The 18,368-nt window shown below is 59.7% G+C and carries 12 protein-coding genes; 4 read left to right on the top strand and 8 right to left on the bottom strand.

Annotated elements, in window-relative coordinates; translation table 11 throughout:
- The first annotated feature begins 442 nt into the window (after positions 1-442).
- The 4 genes from QZ460_RS00450 to QZ460_RS00435 are packed head-to-tail and all read left to right on the top strand — an operon-like array spanning position 443 to position 9,092.
- On the top strand, positions 443-2,413 hold the full coding sequence (locus QZ460_RS00450; RefSeq protein WP_290539613.1) for a calcineurin-like phosphoesterase family protein: 1,971 nt from the start codon (positions 443-445) through the stop codon (positions 2,411-2,413).
- A gap of 52 nt (positions 2,414-2,465) precedes the next feature.
- Positions 2,466-5,735, top strand: a complete 3,270-nt coding sequence (locus QZ460_RS00445) for a TonB-dependent receptor (RefSeq protein ID WP_290539612.1) — start codon at positions 2,466-2,468, stop codon at positions 5,733-5,735.
- Positions 5,736-5,753: 18 nt separating this feature from the next.
- Positions 5,754-7,559, top strand: coding sequence for a RagB/SusD family nutrient uptake outer membrane protein (locus QZ460_RS00440; RefSeq protein ID WP_290539611.1), 1,806 nt, complete (start codon positions 5,754-5,756; stop codon positions 7,557-7,559).
- 27 nt (positions 7,560-7,586) lie between these two features.
- Entirely contained in the window at positions 7,587-9,092 is a 1,506-nt protein-coding gene (locus QZ460_RS00435) for a BACON domain-containing protein (RefSeq protein WP_290539610.1), read from the top strand.
- 105 nt (positions 9,093-9,197) lie between these two features.
- Here the strand turns inward: QZ460_RS00435 and folD are convergent, their stop codons facing one another.
- The 8 genes from folD to QZ460_RS00395 form a co-directional block, all read right to left on the bottom strand.
- Positions 9,198-10,055: a bifunctional methylenetetrahydrofolate dehydrogenase/methenyltetrahydrofolate cyclohydrolase FolD gene (gene folD, locus QZ460_RS00430; RefSeq protein WP_290539609.1), complete on the bottom strand. Its 858-nt coding sequence runs from the start codon at positions 10,053-10,055 to the stop codon at positions 9,198-9,200.
- A 231-nt stretch (positions 10,056-10,286) separates the two neighbouring features.
- Positions 10,287-11,534: a phosphoribosylamine--glycine ligase gene (gene purD, locus QZ460_RS00425; protein WP_290539608.1), complete on the bottom strand. Its 1,248-nt coding sequence runs from the start codon at positions 11,532-11,534 to the stop codon at positions 10,287-10,289.
- A 273-nt stretch (positions 11,535-11,807) separates the two neighbouring features.
- A complete protein-coding gene (gene purH, locus QZ460_RS00420; RefSeq protein ID WP_290539607.1) occupies positions 11,808-13,337 on the bottom strand; it encodes a bifunctional phosphoribosylaminoimidazolecarboxamide formyltransferase/IMP cyclohydrolase in 1,530 nt (509 codons plus the stop codon).
- Positions 13,338-13,479: 142 nt separating this feature from the next.
- The gene (gene purN / locus QZ460_RS00415; RefSeq protein ID WP_290539778.1) at positions 13,480-14,046 is read right to left on the bottom strand and encodes a phosphoribosylglycinamide formyltransferase; all 567 of its coding nucleotides are present in this window, start codon (positions 14,044-14,046) and stop codon (positions 13,480-13,482) included.
- A gap of 4 nt (positions 14,047-14,050) precedes the next feature.
- On the bottom strand, positions 14,051-15,076 hold the full coding sequence (gene purM, locus QZ460_RS00410) for a phosphoribosylformylglycinamidine cyclo-ligase (RefSeq protein ID WP_290539606.1): 1,026 nt from the start codon (positions 15,074-15,076) through the stop codon (positions 14,051-14,053).
- A 142-nt stretch (positions 15,077-15,218) separates the two neighbouring features.
- Positions 15,219-16,637, bottom strand: coding sequence for an amidophosphoribosyltransferase (gene purF, locus QZ460_RS00405; RefSeq protein WP_290539605.1), 1,419 nt, complete (start codon positions 16,635-16,637; stop codon positions 15,219-15,221).
- A 1-nt stretch (position 16,638) separates the two neighbouring features.
- Positions 16,639-17,355, bottom strand: a complete 717-nt coding sequence (gene purC / locus QZ460_RS00400) for a phosphoribosylaminoimidazolesuccinocarboxamide synthase (protein WP_290539604.1) — start codon at positions 17,353-17,355, stop codon at positions 16,639-16,641.
- 37 nt (positions 17,356-17,392) lie between these two features.
- On the bottom strand, positions 17,393-18,328 hold the full coding sequence (locus QZ460_RS00395) for an endonuclease/exonuclease/phosphatase family protein (protein ID WP_290539777.1): 936 nt from the start codon (positions 18,326-18,328) through the stop codon (positions 17,393-17,395).
- Positions 18,329-18,368 lie beyond the last annotated feature (40 nt).

The following is an 18,368-nucleotide window of genomic DNA, read 5'->3' as shown; positions in this document are numbered from 1 at the left end:
CGTCACCGAAAAGACGTCCGCCCCACCGATCATTTCGTTTCGCAATTATTTTATATCAAAAGAAAACTAAAAGCAGGCGAAAAGAAAAACAATAAATCTTCCAAAGAAAGCATTTCTAAAATTTAAAATTTTTTATTTGCAGGGAAAAGCCCCTCCATTTTGTTTTCCCAAAAAATAAGTTTAATTTTGAAACAACTCCGAAACACAATCGAAATATAAATCACTTACCTTTGAAACGTTTTTCCGGGCAGAAACAACCCGAAAAACAGGATAAACCTGTGGTTACCATATATATAATAGAAGACGGAAGGGCCGACAAGGCCACAAACAAAGGCCTCGGGACCAAGTCCCCAACCGGAAATTTCCGGATCTCCACACTTTTCGGGCAAGCGGATTTGCCAAATATGCAGACAAATAGAAAACCATAACACAAGAACTGAAAATGAAAAACGTATTCAAGCACCTGTTGCTGCTGCTCATCGCCGTCTCGCAACTTTTGGCCTGCGGCAGCGAAGACGAAAAGAGCCCCGCGGATAATTTCGACGTGCGATTCACGGTTCCGGGATCGATAGACGTCCCCAAAGGCGGCGAGTACACGTTCCATGTGACCGGGGGAGGGGGCTCGCTCCTGACCACCGACACCTTCCTGCTTGAGTCGGAGGCCGGCATCTCCTACATCTGCCCCATCGCCGACACCGCGGCCGAAAGTTTCACCGTGCGCCTGTCCGCCGAGTGCGAAACCGGCTCCTACCGAATCTTCGTCAAAAGAGGCACGCGCAAAAAGCCGTTCGGAAAAATCTACATCAACATCGTCGACGACATCGACTTCAAACCGGATGCCGGCACCACGGTCTACGGAATCGTGTCGTCGGAGGGCATCGGCGTGGCGAACGTCGTGGTCTCCGACGGCGTGGAAGTGACCCTCACGGACGAGAAGGGCATCTATCAGCTCTCATCGGCCAAAAAGTGGGGCTATGTCTTCATCTCCATCCCAAGCGGCTACGAAGTGCCCTCCGTCGGGGTGCTCCCGCAGTTCCACCAAGCGCTCAAAAACCGCCCCGACGCTGTCGAGCGGGCCGACTTCAAGCTCGAAAAGGTCGACGGTCAGGATACCTACAAGCTCTTCATGCTGGGCGACATGCACCTGGCCAACCGCACGAACGACCTGGCACAGTTCGCCGGCTTCACCTCCGATCTGACGGACTACATGACCCGCCACAAGGGCGAGAAGATGTACGCCCTCACCCTCGGGGACATGACCTGGGACCTCTACTGGTATTCGAACAGCTACTGTTTCCCCCAATACCTGAATAGCGTCAACAGCCAGATCAAGGATCTGCAGATCTTCCACACCATGGGCAACCACGACAACGACTTCAAGACCAGTTCGGACTACGACGCGGCGACCAAATATGTGGATCAGATCTGCCCGACCTACTATTCGTTCAACATCGGCAAGGTCCACTACGTCGTCATGGACGACATCGACTGCAGCAGCTACGACGGCACCGACGCCCGCAACTATGTCAAGAGCCTCTCGGCCGAGCAGCTGGACTGGCTGGCAAAAGACCTCTCCTATGTGCCCAAGACGACTCCCCTCATCGTTGCGATGCATGCGCAGGTATTCTACCCGACCCTATCGGGATTCAGAATCGACCACGACCCGGTCAACACCCAGCGGCTTTTCGAGATCCTCGACGGATACAGGGTCCATTTCGTGACGGGGCACACCCACATGACCTTCAACGTGACGCCCGATGCTCAGATCGTGGGCGGACGCGACTTCCGGGAGCACAACTCCGGCTCGATATGCGCATCATGGTGGTGGTCGGGCAACCTCACGCCCGGAATCCACATCGGCACCGACGGCACCCCGGGCGGCTACGGCATCTGGGAGATCTCGGGCACCGATTTCAAATGGCGCTACAAAGCGACCGGATGGCCCGAAGACTACCAGTTCCGCAGCTACGATCTGAACAACGTGCATTTTTCGATGGCCGACGTTCCGCTGATGCCCGAGGATGTCCCCGCCTCCGTGAAGAGGGACTACCAGCGATATGTCGACGCCTATCCGCAGAACAGCAACAACGAGGTGCTGATCAACATCTGGAACTGGAATTCGGACTGGACGCTGCAGGTCGTCGACGAGAACCACAAGACGCTACCCTACACCGAAGTCTGGGCCTACGACCCGCTCCACATCGCGGCACTCTCCGTCAAGCGGTTCAACACGGCGGGACTCAAGACAACCCCGTCGTTCGTGACCGAAAGATTCACGCACTTCTTCAAGGTGAAGGCGGACGATGCCGACACCGATCTGGTGATCACCGTCAAGGACGAATTCGGAAACGTGTGGACCGAAAACATGCAGCGGCCGAAAGCATTCTCCACGGATGCCTACCAACGCAAGTGATCCCCTCCCCGACAAGACGAACGTCAATCATTAACCATCAAACATAGATTTCATGAGCGTATTAAGACCACTGGTTCTATCTCTTCTTCTGGCATTTGGAGCGGGCATAACAGTCCTTTCGGCCCAGAGCAGGGAGGTTTCGGGCAAAGTCCTCGATGCCAATCAACAGCCATTAGTGGGTGTTGCCGTACTGGTCGATGGCACGACCAAGGGCGTCATCACCTCCGAAAACGGCAGCTTCAAGATCCAGGTTTCGCCGGCAGAGGCCGTTCTTCAGGTCTCCTGCCTGGGTTACCTGCCCCAGAAAGTGACGGTTCCCCCAAGCCGGGACAACATCACGATCTACCTGCAGGAGGACGCCATCATGCTCGATGCCACCGTCGTAATCGGCTACGGCACACAGAAAAAAGTCAACCTCACGGGCGCCGTTGCAACCGTAGGGAGCAAGGATCTCGAAAACCGCGTCACCCATTCGCTGGGCAGCATGCTCCAGGGCTCGGTGGCGGGTCTCAACATCACCACCTCCTCGGGAAAACCCGGCAGCACGCCGGCAATCAACATCCGCGGCGTCAACTCGATCAATTCGGCCGACCCGCTCGTGCTGATCGACGGCGTGGTGGGCGACTTGAACCGCGTCAATCCCAACGACGTGGAGTCGATCTCGGTCATCAAGGACGCCTCGGCGGCAGCCGTCTACGGCGCCCGCGCAGCCTTCGGCGTCATTCTGGTCACCACCAAGAACGGCTCGCCCCAGGACGGCAAGGCGACGGTGCGTTACAGCGGCCGTTTCGGCTGGGAGGAGCCCACAACCTCGACCGACTACGAGAACCGCGGCTACTGGTCGGTCTATACGGTCAACAAGTTCTGGCAGGCCGACTCCGGGACGAACTATGTCAAATACAATGATTACGACATGCAGCAGCTGCTGGCGCGCGTGAACGACAGGACCGAGCACCCCGATCGTCCGTGGGTCGTCGAAGAGATCCGCAACGGCCGCAAACAGTGGGTCTACTACGGCAACTACGACTGGTGGGACATGCTCTTCCAGCAGCGTCGGCCCGTGCAGCAGCACAACATCTCGCTCAGCGGCGGCACGAAGGACATCAAATACCTCGTCTCGGGAGCCTATGACCGCCAGGAAGGCATCCAGCGCGCCCATCCCGACGTGTACAACAAGTACAACCTGCGTGCGAAACTCGATTTCCGGATCAACCGGTGGGCAACGCTCTCGAACAACACGTCGTTCTTCTCGTCGAACTACAAGTCGCTGGGAGACGGCAGCGTCGACAACACCATCGCTTACAGCGCCCGCCACGCCCTGGCCAACTTCCCAATGAAGAACCCCGACGGATCGTGGCTCTACAGCACGCCGTATCTCGACTACAAGATCGCCAACGGACGCCACATCCTGCTCAATGAGGGCACGCACCGCAACGTCGACCGCTCGAACGACTTCTCGAACACGACGCGTCTGGTCATCACGCCGTTCAAGACGCTGAGCATCACGGGTGACTTCACCTACCGTCTCTACCAGAACCGCAACACGAGCCGCAGCTCGGCCATGAACTACCGCGAATATCCCGACGGGCCGCTGCTCGCCTACGACACGGGGGCCGGCATGAACCAGCTCGACGAAGTGGTCCAGACCCGCAACTACTATTCGGCCAACGTCTATGCCAACTACGACGAAACATTCGGCGAGGCACACCACGTGTCGGCAACCGCCGGATTCAACTACGAAACGTGGTCCAGCAAGAACGTCTCGGTGGCAGGCATCAACCTCTCCTCCATCGACCTCGACGACCTGAATCTCGCAACGGGATCGCCCACCGACGGGGCCTATGGCGGCGGCCAGAACGAATATGCCCTGGCGGGTTTCTTCGCCCGTATCAACTACGACTACAAAGGGCGCTATCTCTTCGAGGTGAGCGGGCGCTACGACGGATCGTCGCGTTTCGCATCGGGCCACCGCTGGGGTCTGTTCCCCTCGGCATCGGCCGGATGGCGCATCTCCGAGGAGCCCTTCTTCGGCAACGCCAAAGACCTGGTGGACAACCTCAAGCTGCGCGTTTCGTTCGGCAGTCTGGGCAACCAGAACGTATCGTCCTACTACACCTACATGCGCCTGATCACGAACAAGGATTTCGGCAACTACACCTTCGACGGCAGCATAAAGGGCAAATACTCCTCGCTGGGAGCCCCCGTAGCCTCCAACCTGACCTGGGAGACCGCCCAGCAGTGGGACATGGGTCTGGATCTCACCATGCTGAACAACCGGCTCAACTTCACGGGCGACGTCTACTTCCGCGACACGAAGGACATGCTGACCGACGGAATGGCGCTGCCCGGCGTATACGGAGCCGATTCGCCCAGCATGAACTCCGCCGAACTGCGCACGAAGGGTTATGAGCTCTCCGTCAGCTGGCGCGACCAGTTCAAACTCGCCGGCAAACCCTTCGAATACAGCTTCGGCTTCAACATCAGCGACTACAAGAGCGTCATCACCAAATACGACAACAACCCCAACAAGTCATTGACCAACCTGACCAAGGGCGACTATTACGTCGGCATGGAGATCGGCGAAATCTGGGGCTTCAAGACCGACGGGTTCTTCAAGACCACCGAAGAGGCGCAGGCCTATGCCAAAGAGGTCGACCTGAGCTACAGCACGGGACGTCTGACCGGCGGCTGGCAGGCCGGCGACCTGAAGTTCCTCGACCTCGATGGCAACGGCGTCTGGGGAGTCGGCAACGACACCGTCGACAAGCCGGGCGACCGGAGGATCCTGGGCAACTCGCTCCCGACGCTCTCCTACGGCATCAATGCCTCGATCCGCTGGATGGGCTTCGACGCTTCGGTCTTCTTCCAGGGCACCGGCAACCACTACTGGTATCCCCACGGCGAGATGATGCCTTTCTGGGGCTGCTATTCCTATTCCTACCTCTCCTACCTCCCGAAGGATTTCCTCGGCAAGGTCTGGGCCGAGGACAATCCCAACTCCTACTTCCCGCGCGCAAGAGCCTACTCGGCTTCGGGAGGCTATCTGAGCAAGGTCAACGACCGTTACCTGCAGAATATCCGCTACCTGCGCCTGAAGAACCTGACCGTCGGCTACACCATCCCGGCGACCCTCACCAAAAAGGCCGGCATCGACCAGATCCGCATCTATTTCTCGGGCGAGAACCTCTGCTACTGGTCACCGCTCAAAAAGAACTCCAAATACGTCGACCCCGAAGCGGCCATCAACCGTTCCGGCGTGAACAACAACGCCTACTATCCGTGGGCCAAGACGTTCATGTTCGGCATCGACATCACATTCTAATTTCAAAATCCGAATATCATGAAGCGATTAATCATATTGGCAGCAACGCTGGTCACCGGCTTCTCGGCCTGCGACTCCCTGCTCGACAAAGAACCGTTGGATCGGGTGACGCAGTTCGACTATTTCAAGACGAGGAGCGACCTGGAGCTCTTCTCCAACCCCTTCTACGACAATCTGCTGGACAAGACGCCCTACGATGAGCAGAACGACCTGCTCGTTCAGCTGACCCTCTCCGACATCCTCTACGGAGGCGACAAACGCACCGTCCCGAACACCGGCGGTGGCTGGTCGTGGGGCAACCTGCGCCGCATAAACACCCTGCTGGAATATATCGACCAATGCGAAGACACGGAGGCCGTGACCGAATATACCGCACTGGCCAAATTCTTCCGCGCCTCGTTCTATTTCGACAAGGTGCGACGCTTCGGCGACGTGCCCTGGTACGACATGCAGCTCGGCTCGGCCGACGCAGCGCTCTACAAACCGCGCGATTCACGCGAACTAATCCTGACCAACATGATCAGGGACATCGACGAAGCCATCGCCAGCGGCGGCCTGACCGAAGAGGTGACCCCCTACCGCGTCAACAAATGGGCGGCTCTGGCGCTGAAAGCGCGGTTCTGCCTCTTCGAGGGCACCTATCGCAAATACCACAGCCTCAACCTCGAGGGACACGACGCCGACTACTATCTGGAGGAAGCCGCCAAGGCCGCCAAAACCATCATCGACGAGGGTCCCTACAAGCTCTACACCACCAACAATCCGGACAAGGACTACATGATGCTCTTCGCACAGGAGAATGCCAGCCCCGAAGAGTATATCCTCGCCATCCGGAACAGCTACGAGGCGCAGGTCTACCACAACGCGACGGCCTACACGCTCCTGCCGACCCAGGGCCGCCCGGGCTACACCCGCAAATTCATCAACATGTACCAGATGAAGGACGGCACCTCCTTCACCGACCGGGCGGGGTGGCAGACGATGCCCTTCACCGAGGAGGTGAAAGACCGCGACCCGCGTCTGGCACAGTCGATCCGCACGCCGGGCTACAAACGCATCGGCGCCAAGCAGGTGCAGGGGCCCGATCTCGGCGTCACGATCACCGGCTACCAACCCATCAAGTTCGTCCAGGAGCCGACGGCCTCGGGAGGACAGATCGACCGCAACGACCGTTCGACCTGCGACATGCCGGTTTTCCGCTACGCCGAGGTGCTGCTCAACTATGCCGAGGCCAAGGCCGAGCTGGGATCCCTCACGCAGGGTGATCTGGATCTCACCGTCAACCAAATCCGCAAGCGGGTGGGGATGCCGGCCCTCGATCTGAAGCATCTCAAGACCAAACAAGTCGACTGGTATCTTTCGTCCGAGGAATACGGCTATCCCAATGTGACCGGTGCCAACCAGAACGTCATTCTGGAGATCCGCCGCGAACGCACCGTCGAGCTGATCCAGGAGGGTTTCCGGCTTCAGGATCTGTATCGCTGGAAAGCCGGCCATTGCATCAACCAGCCCATTTCGGGCATGTATTTCCCCAAACCCGGCTCATACCATCTTGCCGGCAAAGAAACGCCCGATCTGATTCTCTATGAGGCAGGAAGCAGCAAGCCCGCAGGCGGCGAAGGGGTTTCGGTATACGAACTCGGCTCGGATATCATTCTCTCCGAGGGCAACAAAGGCTATGTCTACTATCACAAAACCGTAGAGAGCCTGCGCACTCCGTTCAACGAGGAGCGCGACTACCTCTACCCGATTCCCAGCGGCGAGCGTTCGCTCAACCCGAACCTCACGCAGAATCCGGGCTGGAGCGACGGACTCGATTTTTAAGTGGGAAACAACCTAAAAAACATGATTATGAGATTTGTAAAATATATGACAGCCCCGCTCCTCATGGCGGCCCTGTGCACCTTCTGGGGCTGCGACAAGGAGGAGGACCATCTTTCCGAAGCCGTTCTGGCGAGCGCCCGCACCGTGAATTTCGAAGCGACGAAAGCCGTCGAAAAGATCATCACCGTCTATGCCGACGCCGACTGGGTGTCGGAAGCCCCCGACTGGGTGACGGTCACACCCGCCTCGGGAACCGGTGTCGTCGACGTGACGATCGCGGTGAGCGACAACATGCGCGACGGCGCGGAGGACAATCCCCGCAAAGCGCCCCTCGTCTTCAAGGGACGGACCCTCGCAAGCCGCGCGGAGGTGCTCATCACGCAGGACGGCGACAAATACCGCGATGTGAAGGAGTACACGGCGGGAGAGATCGCCGCCCTGGCCGACGAAACGATCCTCTCCGTGCCGTCGGCGATCGTCGTGGCCGTGACGACCAAAGGCTTCGTCATCAGCGACGACCAAAATACGGACAACATCTTCGTTGCAAACGAAACGACGGTTTCCGTCGGCGACCGGATTTCGTTTCTGGGCACCAAGTCGTCCGATTCGCAGAGCCTCCCGGCCATCATCGACTGCGACCGGGTGAAGGTCCTCACCTCCGGAACGGTGAACTACCCCGCACCGGAAGAGATCAGCGCAAAAATCGACGACTACGCCCCCTCCAAGCGGGAATACGTCTCCGTCAAGGGCGTCTTCAACGGCAGCAGCCTCGTCGTTTCGGCGGATGCCAGGTATTCGGTCAGCTTCGTGGACACCCCCTCAAGTCTGGGTCTGGCCACACTGGCCGGGCATATCGTAACCGTCACCGGCTACTACGCCGGTCTGGCCGAGCCCGTGCAGCGCATCATGGTCACCGCCGTCGAGGACAACGGGCTGAACGAAATCGTCTACTTCATGGAGAATTTCGAATGGCTCGAAGCGTGGTCCGTAGCAGGCGGTGCAGGACGGACGGTCGAAACGGACGATCCTAATGCTACGGCTCCGCAACTCCCGAAAGTCAGCGTTGACGGGGTATCGAGCCTCGATGCACTCGAAGCGAAAGGCTACAAATTCCTGCGCGTCACCACCAAAACGGAGGGAGAATGCATCTACCTCCAGCGCAATTACCTCAAGTTTGGCAAAACGTCGTATCAGGCGGGCATCGTCCTTCCGTCGATCGACGGCATTGCATCGGACGCCAAACCCCGCCTGTCGTTCGACTGGTGCCCGATGCGCCAGGGATCCGGCAAGATCGACCCCGTGAATCTGATCGTCATCGTGGAGAACGGCGGCGAGGAAATGACCTTCGACATTCCGACCCACGAGTGGGAGAACAACCACAAGCTCGAATGGATCAGGGCCGAAATCCTGCTGTCCGGGGTCACGATCACCAAGGAGACCCGAATCACAATCCGCCAGACGCAGTGGCCCGAGAAGACAGCCAACCGCTGGTTCCTCGACAACGTCAAAATCTCCGAACCGATAAACCCCTGACAAGGGGAACCCCGCAAAACGAAATCAGCCGTTGACCCCGAAGGTCAACGGCTGATTTTTTCAGCAAAGGCGCCAAAAGACGATGTTTCCGCGCGGATCCGCCATCTATCGGCCTGCCCGCCGCAGAAAACACTCGATCGTGTTCTCCATCAGGCAGCAGATCGTCATCGGTCCCACGCCGCCCGGCACGGGAGTGATCACCGAGGCCTTGGGCTCGATGGCGGCGAAATCGACATCGCCGCACAACCGCCCCGTCTCCGGATCGCGGTTTACCCCCACGTCGATCACCACAGCCCCTTCCGAGACCATGTCCGCCGTGACGAACTTCGGCCGCCCGATAGCCACCACCAGAATCTCCGCGCCGCGCGTCACCTCCCCGAGGTTGCGCGTGCGGCTGTGGGCCATGGTCACCGTGGCGTTCGCATCGAGCAGCAGTTTCGACACGGGAAGCCCCACAATATTGCTGCGTCCGATCACCACGGCACGCTTGCCGGCAATCTCCACGCCTGCCGTCTGCAGCATCTTGATAATGCCCTTCGGCGTGCAGGGAAGCGTGCAGGGCTGTTTCTGCCACAATGCCGCGACGTTCAGGGGATGGAATCCGTCGACATCCTTCTGTTTGTCGATGGCGGCAATCACCTTGTCCTCGTCGATGTGCTTCGGGAGGGGCAGCTGAACCAGAATGCCGTCCACCTCGTCGTCGCGGTTCAGTGTCGCGATGATGTCCAGCAGCTCGGCCTCGGAAACCGATTCGGGCTTTCGGATCGTGGTATTGCAGATGCCCACTTCGGCCGACGCCTTGGCCTTGCCCGTCACATAGCTCACACTGCCGGGATCCTCGCCCACGAGGATGACGACCAGATGGGGCACACGCCCGTATTTTGCGGGGAAGGTCTTCACCTGCTCCGCCATTTCAAGTTTCAGTTTTGCTGAAAGTTCTTTTCCGCTGATGATTTTTGCCATATATCGCTCGTATTATCGTTTCAAAAGTGTAAAATGCAAGGCGCAACATCCGCCCCTCCGGAATCCGCGCAAGCCTGTTTCCCGCAAGATCCACCGCCCGGCCCCAGGCCGCACAAGCCTGTTCCGTCCAAGCCGCTCCGCACAAGATTCGCCGCGGCACCCGGCACTCCCGGCCCAACCGGCCCACAGCGCGCTCGCCGCGGACCCGGCCGGACAAGGCCGGACAAGGCATCAATCGCCGAAAGCCCGGTGACCGATATCGGTGCGGTGGAACAGGTTGTCGCAGTCGATGCGGTCCACGTCGGCCAACGCATTCTTCCGCGCTTCGGCCAAGTCGCGGCCCCGGCCCACCACGAACAGCACGCGGCCTCCGTTGGTGAGAATCCGGTCGCCGTCGGCCCGGGTTCCCATGTGATAGACAGTCCCTTCGACACGGTCCAGGCCCTGAATCCCATGTCCTTTTTCGTAGTCGCCCGGATAGCCCTTCGAGGCCAGCACGATGCCCAGCGTCGCGAAATCGTGCCACTCCGGCTGCGCATCGCGGCCCTCGGCCACAGCGCAGAAGATGTCGACGATGTCGCTCTTCAGACGCGGCAGCACCACCTCGGTCTCGGGATCGCCGAAACGGGCGTTGAACTCGATGACCTCGATCCCCCGCGCGGTCTTCATCAGTCCTCCGTAGAGCACCCCCTCGAAGGGACACCCCTCGGCGACCATCGCGTCGGCCACGGGCTGCATGATCTTCTCCAGCGCAAAGCGCTTGTCGGCATCCGTGATGAAGGGCAGGGGCGAATAGGCGCCCATGCCGCCCGTATTGGGACCCTCATCGCCGTCATAGGCCCGTTTGTGGTCCTGCGCCAACACCATCGGCCACACCTTGTGCCCCGAAACGAAGCACATGAACGAAAACTCGGGACCTTCGAGGTAGTCCTCGACCACCACCTTGCCCTCGCCGAACTTGTCGTCGAGCAGCATATCGCGCAGTGCCGCCTCGGCCTCGGCCATCGTCCGGGCGATCACCACCCCCTTGCCGGCAGCCAGTCCGTCGTATTTCAGCACTGCGGGCAGGGGACGCCCCTGCACATAGGCCAACGCCTCGTCATAGCCGGTGAATGCGCGGAAGCCCGCCGTCGGAATTCCGTATTTGGCCATCAGACACTTGGCGAACTCCTTCGACGACTCGATGCGTGCCGCGGCCTGCGTCGGCCCGAAGATGCGCAGCCCCGCGGCCTTGAAGCAGTCGACGACTCCCGCCGCCAGCGCCACCTCGGGACCCACCACCGTGAGACCGATGCCCTGCTCCGCGGCGAAATCGCGCAGACGCTCCACCTCGGTTTCGCGGATCGCGACACACTCGGCCTGCCGGGCGATGCCCGCATTCCCGGGTGCGCAGTAAATTTTTTCGACCTGCGGCGAACGCGACAGCGCGTCGACAATGGCGTGTTCGCGGCCGCCGGAACCTATTACCAGTACTTTCATAACGAATAAGATAAATTTTCCCCACCGCTCGCACGCTGTCGGCCGACGGATCCACGGCCGTCCGCCATGGTTGCGAGTCCGCCCCCCTTTGAGAGAGCCTGCCGCAAGCGACTGGAAAAGTTAAAAAATCAATCACGAGCCAAAATCCCCGATGCTCTTGATCGGCTCCCGCCGGCTGAGAGTCCCGTGATTTCTGAACGCCCCAATTCCCCTTCCCAGGGGAGGGAGATTTGGCGGGATTGCCCCTCTGATTTCGCCCGGAGGTCCGGCCCGTCAGTGTTTGAAATGACGCTCGCCGGTGAAACACATGGCAATTCCCTTCTCGTCGGCCTTCCGGATCGAGTCCTCATCGCGGACCGAACCGCCGGGCTGCACGATCGCCGTCACGCCGTACTCGGCAGCCAGCGTCACACAGTCGTCGAAGGGGAAGAACCCGTCCGAAGCCAGCACGATGCCCTCGGTGACGCCTGCGGCATGCGCCTGCTTCAGGGCGATCTCCGCCGAGCCGATGCGGTTCATCTGTCCGGCGCCGACGCCCAGCGTCCGGCCGTCCTTCACCGCCACAATGGCGTTCGACTTCACGTGTTTGACGATATGCCAGCCGAAATTGAGGTCCTTCATCTGCTCCGGGGCGGGTTTCGCCTTCGTGACGCACATCTCCGCCGTGACGGCCTTCGTCGCCACGTCGAGGTCCTGTACCAGCAGACCGCCGTTGACGCTCACATACTGTTTCGGATCCACATCGCCGCGGTCCATATTGACCTCGAGCAGACGCAGGTTCTTCTTCGTCGTGAGCACTTCGAGCGCCCCCTCGTCGAATTTCGGGGCCATGATGATTTCGAGGAAAATCGGCTTCATCAGCTCGGCGGCCTCGCGGGTCACCGTGCAGTTCGTCGCGACGATGCCGCCGAAGATCGACACCTTGTCGGCCTCGTAAGCCTTCGTCCATGCCTCGACAACGTCCTTGCCCATGGCCGCGCCGCAGGGATTCATGTGCTTGAGACCCACGCAGAAAGGCTTGTCGAACTCGCGTACGATGCACAACGCGGCGTTGGCGTCCTGAATATTGTTGTACGACAGCTCCTTGCCGTTGAGCTGCCGGGCAAATGCCAGCGAATAGGGCACCTCCTTCTCCTCGCGGAAGAATTTGGCCGACTGGTGGGGGTTTTCGCCGTAGCGCAGCGACTGCACGAGATCGAACTCAAGGAAAAGCTTCTCGTTCAGCCCGGCCTGCGCACGCATGTAGGTGGCGATCATCGCATCGTACTCGGCCGTATGCGTATAGGCTTTGGCCGAGAGTCTCAGACGCGTGGCCTTTTCGGTATTGCCTCCGGCGCGGATCTCTCCCAGAATCACGTCGTAGTCCGCGGGATCGCAGACCACCGTCACGTCGGCCCAGTTCTTGGCCGCCGAGCGGAGCATCGAAGGTCCGCCGATATCAATGTTCTCGATGGCGTCCTCCATCTTCACCCCGGGGGTCTCGATCGTCCGGCGGAACGGGTAGAGGTTCACGCAGACCATGTCTATGAATTCGATGTGATTCTCCTTCAGGGCCTTCAGGTGCTCCGGATCGTCGCGGCGGGCCAACAGTCCACCGTGCACGTTGGGATGCAGGGTCTTCACACGGCCGTCGCAGATCTCGGGGAATCCCGTGACGTCGCTGATGTTGATCACCTCCACGCCGCTGTCGGCCAGGAGCTTCATTGTACCGCCCGTGGCGATCACCTCCCAGCCCAGGGCACGCAGCCCCCGGGCGAACTCCACGACACCGGTCTTGTCACTTACACTAATTAAAGCGCGCATATCTTTTTTGTTTAATCTCTGTTTGTGACTCTTCGTCAGAATCCCCTTTATCCGGAGCTTCAAAAAGTAAGACGAGGCAGGAGCATGCAAACCGCATGCGACTGTCCCGGCTCACGAAGGAAGTGCCGGAGAAAGGGTCTTATCACGAAAAGTCGATCAATTTACCAATCGTTTCAATATACAGCGGATATTCCGTGGCATGGATCATCCGCTCCAACTCCTCGATGTCATTTCCCTCGTAGGGAAAGGCCCGCTGGGCGATGATGTGTCCGCCGTCCAGCTCGGCATCGACGTAATGGATCGTCACACCGAAGACCTTGACGCCGTATTCCAGCGCCTGCTCGATGGCATGGGCCCCGCGGAAGGCCGGCAGCAGCGAGGGGTGGATGTTGATGATCCGCCCGCCGTAGGCCCCCAGGAGCTCCTCGCCCACAATCCGCATATAGCCCGCCAGGCAGACCAGCTCCGCGCCCGCGGCATCCAGCCGTGCAACGATCTCCCGTTCGTAATCGGCCTTCGAGGCATACTGTTTCGGAGTGAATACAAATGTCGCAACCCCGTGTGCAGCAGCCCTTTCGACCACCCTTGCTCCGGGTTTGTCGCAGACCATCAGCACGACTTCGGCATCCAGCTCGCCCCGCTCACAGGCCGTGACGATGTTTTCGAAGTTCGTGCCGTTGCCGCTGGCGAAAACCGCAAGGCGCCGCATCCCCCTATCGGATAACGACACCCTCGGTGTCGGTTACGCGCCCGATGACCGTGGCGCGCTCACCCTGCTCCGTGAGGATATCAATGGCTTTCTGTGCCTCGGCGGCATCGAGTGCGATGACCATGCCGATACCCATGTTGAAGATGTTGAACATCTCGCGGTGGGCCACCTTGCCGTACTTCTCCAGGAAGCGGAACACGGGCAGAATCTCCCACGCCCCTTCGTCGATCTCGAGTCCCTGACCCGGGCCGAGGATGCGGGGAATGTTTTCGTCGAAACCTCCGCCCGTGATGTGGCTGATGCCGTGCACGTCGCAGTTGCGAATCACCTCCAGCACCTGCTTCACATAGATTTTCGTCGGCGTGAGCAGCACCTCGCCGAGCTCTTTGTTCGACAACTCGGGATAGGATTCGTGCAGGTTCAGGCAGTTGTCCGCGACGATCTTGCGCACGAGACTGAAGCCGTTGGAGTGCACGCCGCTCGACGCCACACCCACCAGCACATCGCCCGCCTTGACCTTCGAACCGTCGATCAGCTGCGACTTCTCCACGACGCCCACCGTGAATCCGGCGATGTCGTATTCGCCCTCGGTATACATGCCCGGCATCTCGGCGGTCTCGCCGCCCACCAACGCACAGCCGGCCTGACGGCAGCCCTCGGCGACACCCGCGACGATGGCCTCGATCTTCTGGGGTTCGTTGTGCCCCACAGCCACGTAGTCGAGGAATACCAGCGGTTCGGCACCCTGCGCCAGCACGTCGTTGACGCACATGGCCACGGCATCAATGCCGATCGTATCGTGCTTGTCCATTTCGAAGGCCAGCTTGAGTTTGGTTCCCACGCCGTCGGTCCCGCTCACGAGCACCGGTTCCTTCACCTTGAGGGCCGAGAGGTCGAACATGCCGCCAAAGGCGCCGATGTTACCCATCACCCCCAGACGCGAGGTCGAGGCCACATGCTTTTTGATGCGCCGCACCACTTCGTATCCGGCTTCGAGATTCACGCCGGCCTTTTCATAACTTTGAGCCATAAAACAATACTATTTGATTAAATTTCATGCTCCGGGAATGCTGTCGGCCCTATCATCCACGGCATCTCGCCGCGTTTGCCATCCTGACCCCACTCCAAGCCTCCCCCGCGGGAGGGGCTTATCGCGTTGCGACCGGAATGTCTTAACACTTAACGTCTTTATTGGCCTCCTCGGGCAACTGGTACAGCGCCGTGGGATAGTGTCCCGTGAAGCAGGCCATGCAAAGTTCCTTGCGGTTGCCCGCCTTCAACAGCGCCTCGGGCGAGAGGAAGACCAGCGAATCGGCCCCGATCTCCGCACAGACCTCCGCCGTGTTCTTGCGGGCCGAGATCAGCTCCTCGCGCGTCGAGGTATCCACGCCGTAGAAGCAGGGATCGGTCATCGGAGGGCTGGCGATGCGCACGTGCACTTCGATGGCTCCCGCCTCTTTGAGCATCGCGACGATGCGCCGCGAGGTCGTGCCGCGCACGATCGAGTCGTCCACCAGCACCACGCGCTTGCCCTTGACAATCGAACGCACGGCCGAAAGTTTCATCCTCACGCCCTTTTCACGCAGCTCCTGCGAGGGCTGGATGAAGGTGCGGCCGATATACTTGTTCTTGATAAGTCCCATTTCATAGGGCAGGCCGCTCGCCTCGGCATAACCCATCGCGGCACTGAGGCTCGAATCGGGCACGCCGACCACAATGTCCGCCTCGGCGGGAGCCTCCTTCCAGAGCAGACGCCCCGACTCCTTGCGGTAGGCATGGACGTTGCATCCGTCGACATCGCTGTCCGGGCGTGCGAAATAGATGTACTCCATCGAGCACATCTCGTGGCGCTTGTACATCGAGTAGTCGCGGCTGCGGATGCCCGTCCGGTCGATCGTCACGATCTCGCCCGGCTCGACGTCGCGCACGAACTCCGCACCCAGCACATCGAAAGCGCAGGTCTCACTCGAAACCACCCATCCGTCGCCCAGCTTGCCGATCGACAGCGGACGCAGTCCGTACTTGTCGCGGCAGGCATAGATGCGGTTGGCCGTCATGATCAGGAAGGCAAAGGAGCCTTCGAGCATGTTCAGCGCGTCGATAATCGAAAAGATGCGCGGCCGGTCGTGGTAGCGCGTCTCCTTCTTGATCAGGTGGGCCAGGATCTCGCTGTCGGAAGTCGACTGAAACAGACTGCCCTTGTTTTCGAGGTGGCGGCGCAGCAACTCCGAATTGACGATGTTGCCGTTATGCGCCAGCGCGAAGTCGCCCGTGTTGTGGCGGAAGAGGAACGGCTGGACATTCTCCATGCCGCCGCCCCCGGCCGTGGTGTAACGCACATGGCCGATGGCCGTGGATCCTTTCAGCGTGGCGAGTTTCGCCTCGTCGAAGACTTCCGTCACCAGACCTCCGCCCTTGATGCGGCGGAACACGCCGCCCTCGTCCACCGAGACAATGCCGGCCCCCTCCTGCCCGCGGTGCTGCAGGGCGTGGAGACCGTAATAGGTCAGCGACGCGGCATTCGGCACCCCATAGATGCCGAACACCCCGCACTCCTCGTGCAATTCACGGTCGCGGATCACTTCCATCATACTATTCTACGATTTTTTGCAGGCGCGCCAGAATCTCCTCATAAGCCTCGCGGACCTTGCCCAGGTCGCGGCGGAAACGGTCCTTGTCGAGTTTCTCGTTGGTCGTGGCGTCCCACAGGCGGCAGGTGTCGGGCGACACCTCGTCGGCCAGCACGATCTCGCCGTCCGACGTCTTGCCGAACTCGATCTTGAAATCCACCAGCTTGATGTTCATCTTCAGGAACAGCTCCTTGAGCACCTCGTTGATCTTGGCCGTCATGGCATAGATCTCGTTCAGCTCCTCATAGGTAGCGGCACCCAGCGCAACGGCGTGATGGTCGTTGATCAGCGGGTCGCCCAGTTCGTCCTTCTTGTAGCAAATGTCGAAAATGACGTTCGAGGGCTGCGTGCCCTCCTCGATGCCGAGACGCTGGGCCATCGAACCGGCGATGACGTTGCGCACGATCACCTCCAGCGGAATGATCGTCACCCGGCGGCAGATCTGATCGCGGTCGTTGATCGTCTCGACATAGTGGGTCTTCACGCCGGCCTTCTGCAGTTCCTTGAAGATCAGGGTCGAAATGGCGTTGTTCAGCACGCCCTTGTTTTCGATCGTGGCTTTCTTGATGTTGTTGAAAGCCGTAGCGGCATCCTTGTAGTGGATGATGATCTTATCGGGATCGTCCGTGCGGAAAACTTGTTTTGCCTTGCCCTCGTAGAGCATTTCGAACTGTTTCATGATGTTTGGTGTTTTTTGGATTATTTGATTCGCTGTTTCATTGCATATTGAAGTCCACCACGATCGGACGGTGGTCCGAGGGGTGCCAGAAATTCGAAAGTCCGCCCGGATCGCGGACCGGCCCGGTGTAGGCGTCGGTCACCACATCGGCATGCGTGATGCGCTCGTAGAGCGGCGGTGTGCAGTAAACGAAGTCGATGCGCGCCTTGCCGCCCGTCGTGGTCTTGAACTCCCCGGGGTGTTTCCCGGCGATCACATCCACATAGGGCGTGCTCCGGAGCAGGTAGTCGTGCACCCAAAAACGGGGGTCGTCCGCCGGATACTTGTAGAAACTGTTGTCGCACGACGCATGCGCGTTGAAGTCGCCCAACATCATCCAGAGCTGCTTTTCGGCTCCCGGGACCCTACGGATCGTATGGTTGCAGATGTATTCCATCTCCATGAGGCGGTATTTGTCGCCGCCGTTTTCGGCACGGCTCGCAGCACGGTCCCCGGCCCCGAAGGCATATCCCTGCGGCCAGGCATGGAGCGTGACGATGTTCACCGTCTTGCCGTTCTTCTCGATGCGCGCCCAGCCCGCGCCGTGCGTCACCACACTGTCGGGCTCCGCGCCGACGATACGTTCGACGTTCCCGATCGGATATTTCGACGTGATCACCTGCGGGTAATTGTCGCGATGTCCACCCACATACCAGTATTTGTGGCCGTAGCGGGCGGCCAATACGCCCCAGTTCCCGACCAGATAACGCGCGTCAGCCTCCATCTTGTCGGCCGTGCCGGTCCTGTAGATCGACTGGGCCTCGCACCAGACGCAGACATCCGGATCGCAGGCCCGGACCCACTCCACAAACTTGTCGTAGTTGTCGCCCTGCCCGGACCACATCCCGTTCTGGATGTTCCAATACAGCAGGCGCATGTTGTTTTTCGGGCTCTTCGCTCTCTTCCGGGCCTGGACAGGGCCCGGAACAAGCATCGCCGCAAACAGCAACATGCCGCAAAATCGGTACAGGAAC

This window comes from Alistipes sp. (assembly GCF_020026455.1).
GTDB lineage: Bacteria > Bacteroidota > Bacteroidia > Bacteroidales > Rikenellaceae > Alistipes.
The sequence above is the reverse complement of the archived record's forward strand: the minus strand, read 5'-3'. Positions and strand labels throughout refer to the sequence as shown.

Excerpts from the sequence above, each read along its gene's own strand:
- QZ460_RS00445 (WP_290539612.1), top strand. The coding sequence starts at position 2,466 with ATGAGCGTATTAAGACCACTGGTTCTATCTCTTCTTCTGGCATTTGGA.
- purF (WP_290539605.1), bottom strand. The coding sequence starts at position 16,637 with ATGATGGAAGTGATCCGCGACCGTGAATTGCACGAGGAGTGCGGGGTG.
- QZ460_RS00440 (WP_290539611.1), top strand. The coding sequence starts at position 5,754 with ATGAAGCGATTAATCATATTGGCAGCAACGCTGGTCACCGGCTTCTCG.
- purM (WP_290539606.1), bottom strand. The coding sequence starts at position 15,076 with ATGGCTCAAAGTTATGAAAAGGCCGGCGTGAATCTCGAAGCCGGATAC.
- purC (WP_290539604.1), bottom strand. The coding sequence starts at position 17,355 with ATGAAACAGTTCGAAATGCTCTACGAGGGCAAGGCAAAACAAGTTTTC.
- QZ460_RS00435 (WP_290539610.1), top strand. The coding sequence starts at position 7,587 with ATGAGATTTGTAAAATATATGACAGCCCCGCTCCTCATGGCGGCCCTG.
- purN (WP_290539778.1), bottom strand. The coding sequence starts at position 14,046 with ATGCGGCGCCTTGCGGTTTTCGCCAGCGGCAACGGCACGAACTTCGAA.
- purH (WP_290539607.1), bottom strand. The coding sequence starts at position 13,337 with ATGCGCGCTTTAATTAGTGTAAGTGACAAGACCGGTGTCGTGGAGTTC.
- purD (WP_290539608.1), bottom strand. The coding sequence starts at position 11,534 with ATGAAAGTACTGGTAATAGGTTCCGGCGGCCGCGAACACGCCATTGTC.
- QZ460_RS00395 (WP_290539777.1), bottom strand. The coding sequence starts at position 18,328 with ATGCTTGTTCCGGGCCCTGTCCAGGCCCGGAAGAGAGCGAAGAGCCCG.
- QZ460_RS00450 (WP_290539613.1), top strand. The coding sequence starts at position 443 with ATGAAAAACGTATTCAAGCACCTGTTGCTGCTGCTCATCGCCGTCTCG.
- folD (WP_290539609.1), bottom strand. The coding sequence starts at position 10,055 with ATGGCAAAAATCATCAGCGGAAAAGAACTTTCAGCAAAACTGAAACTT.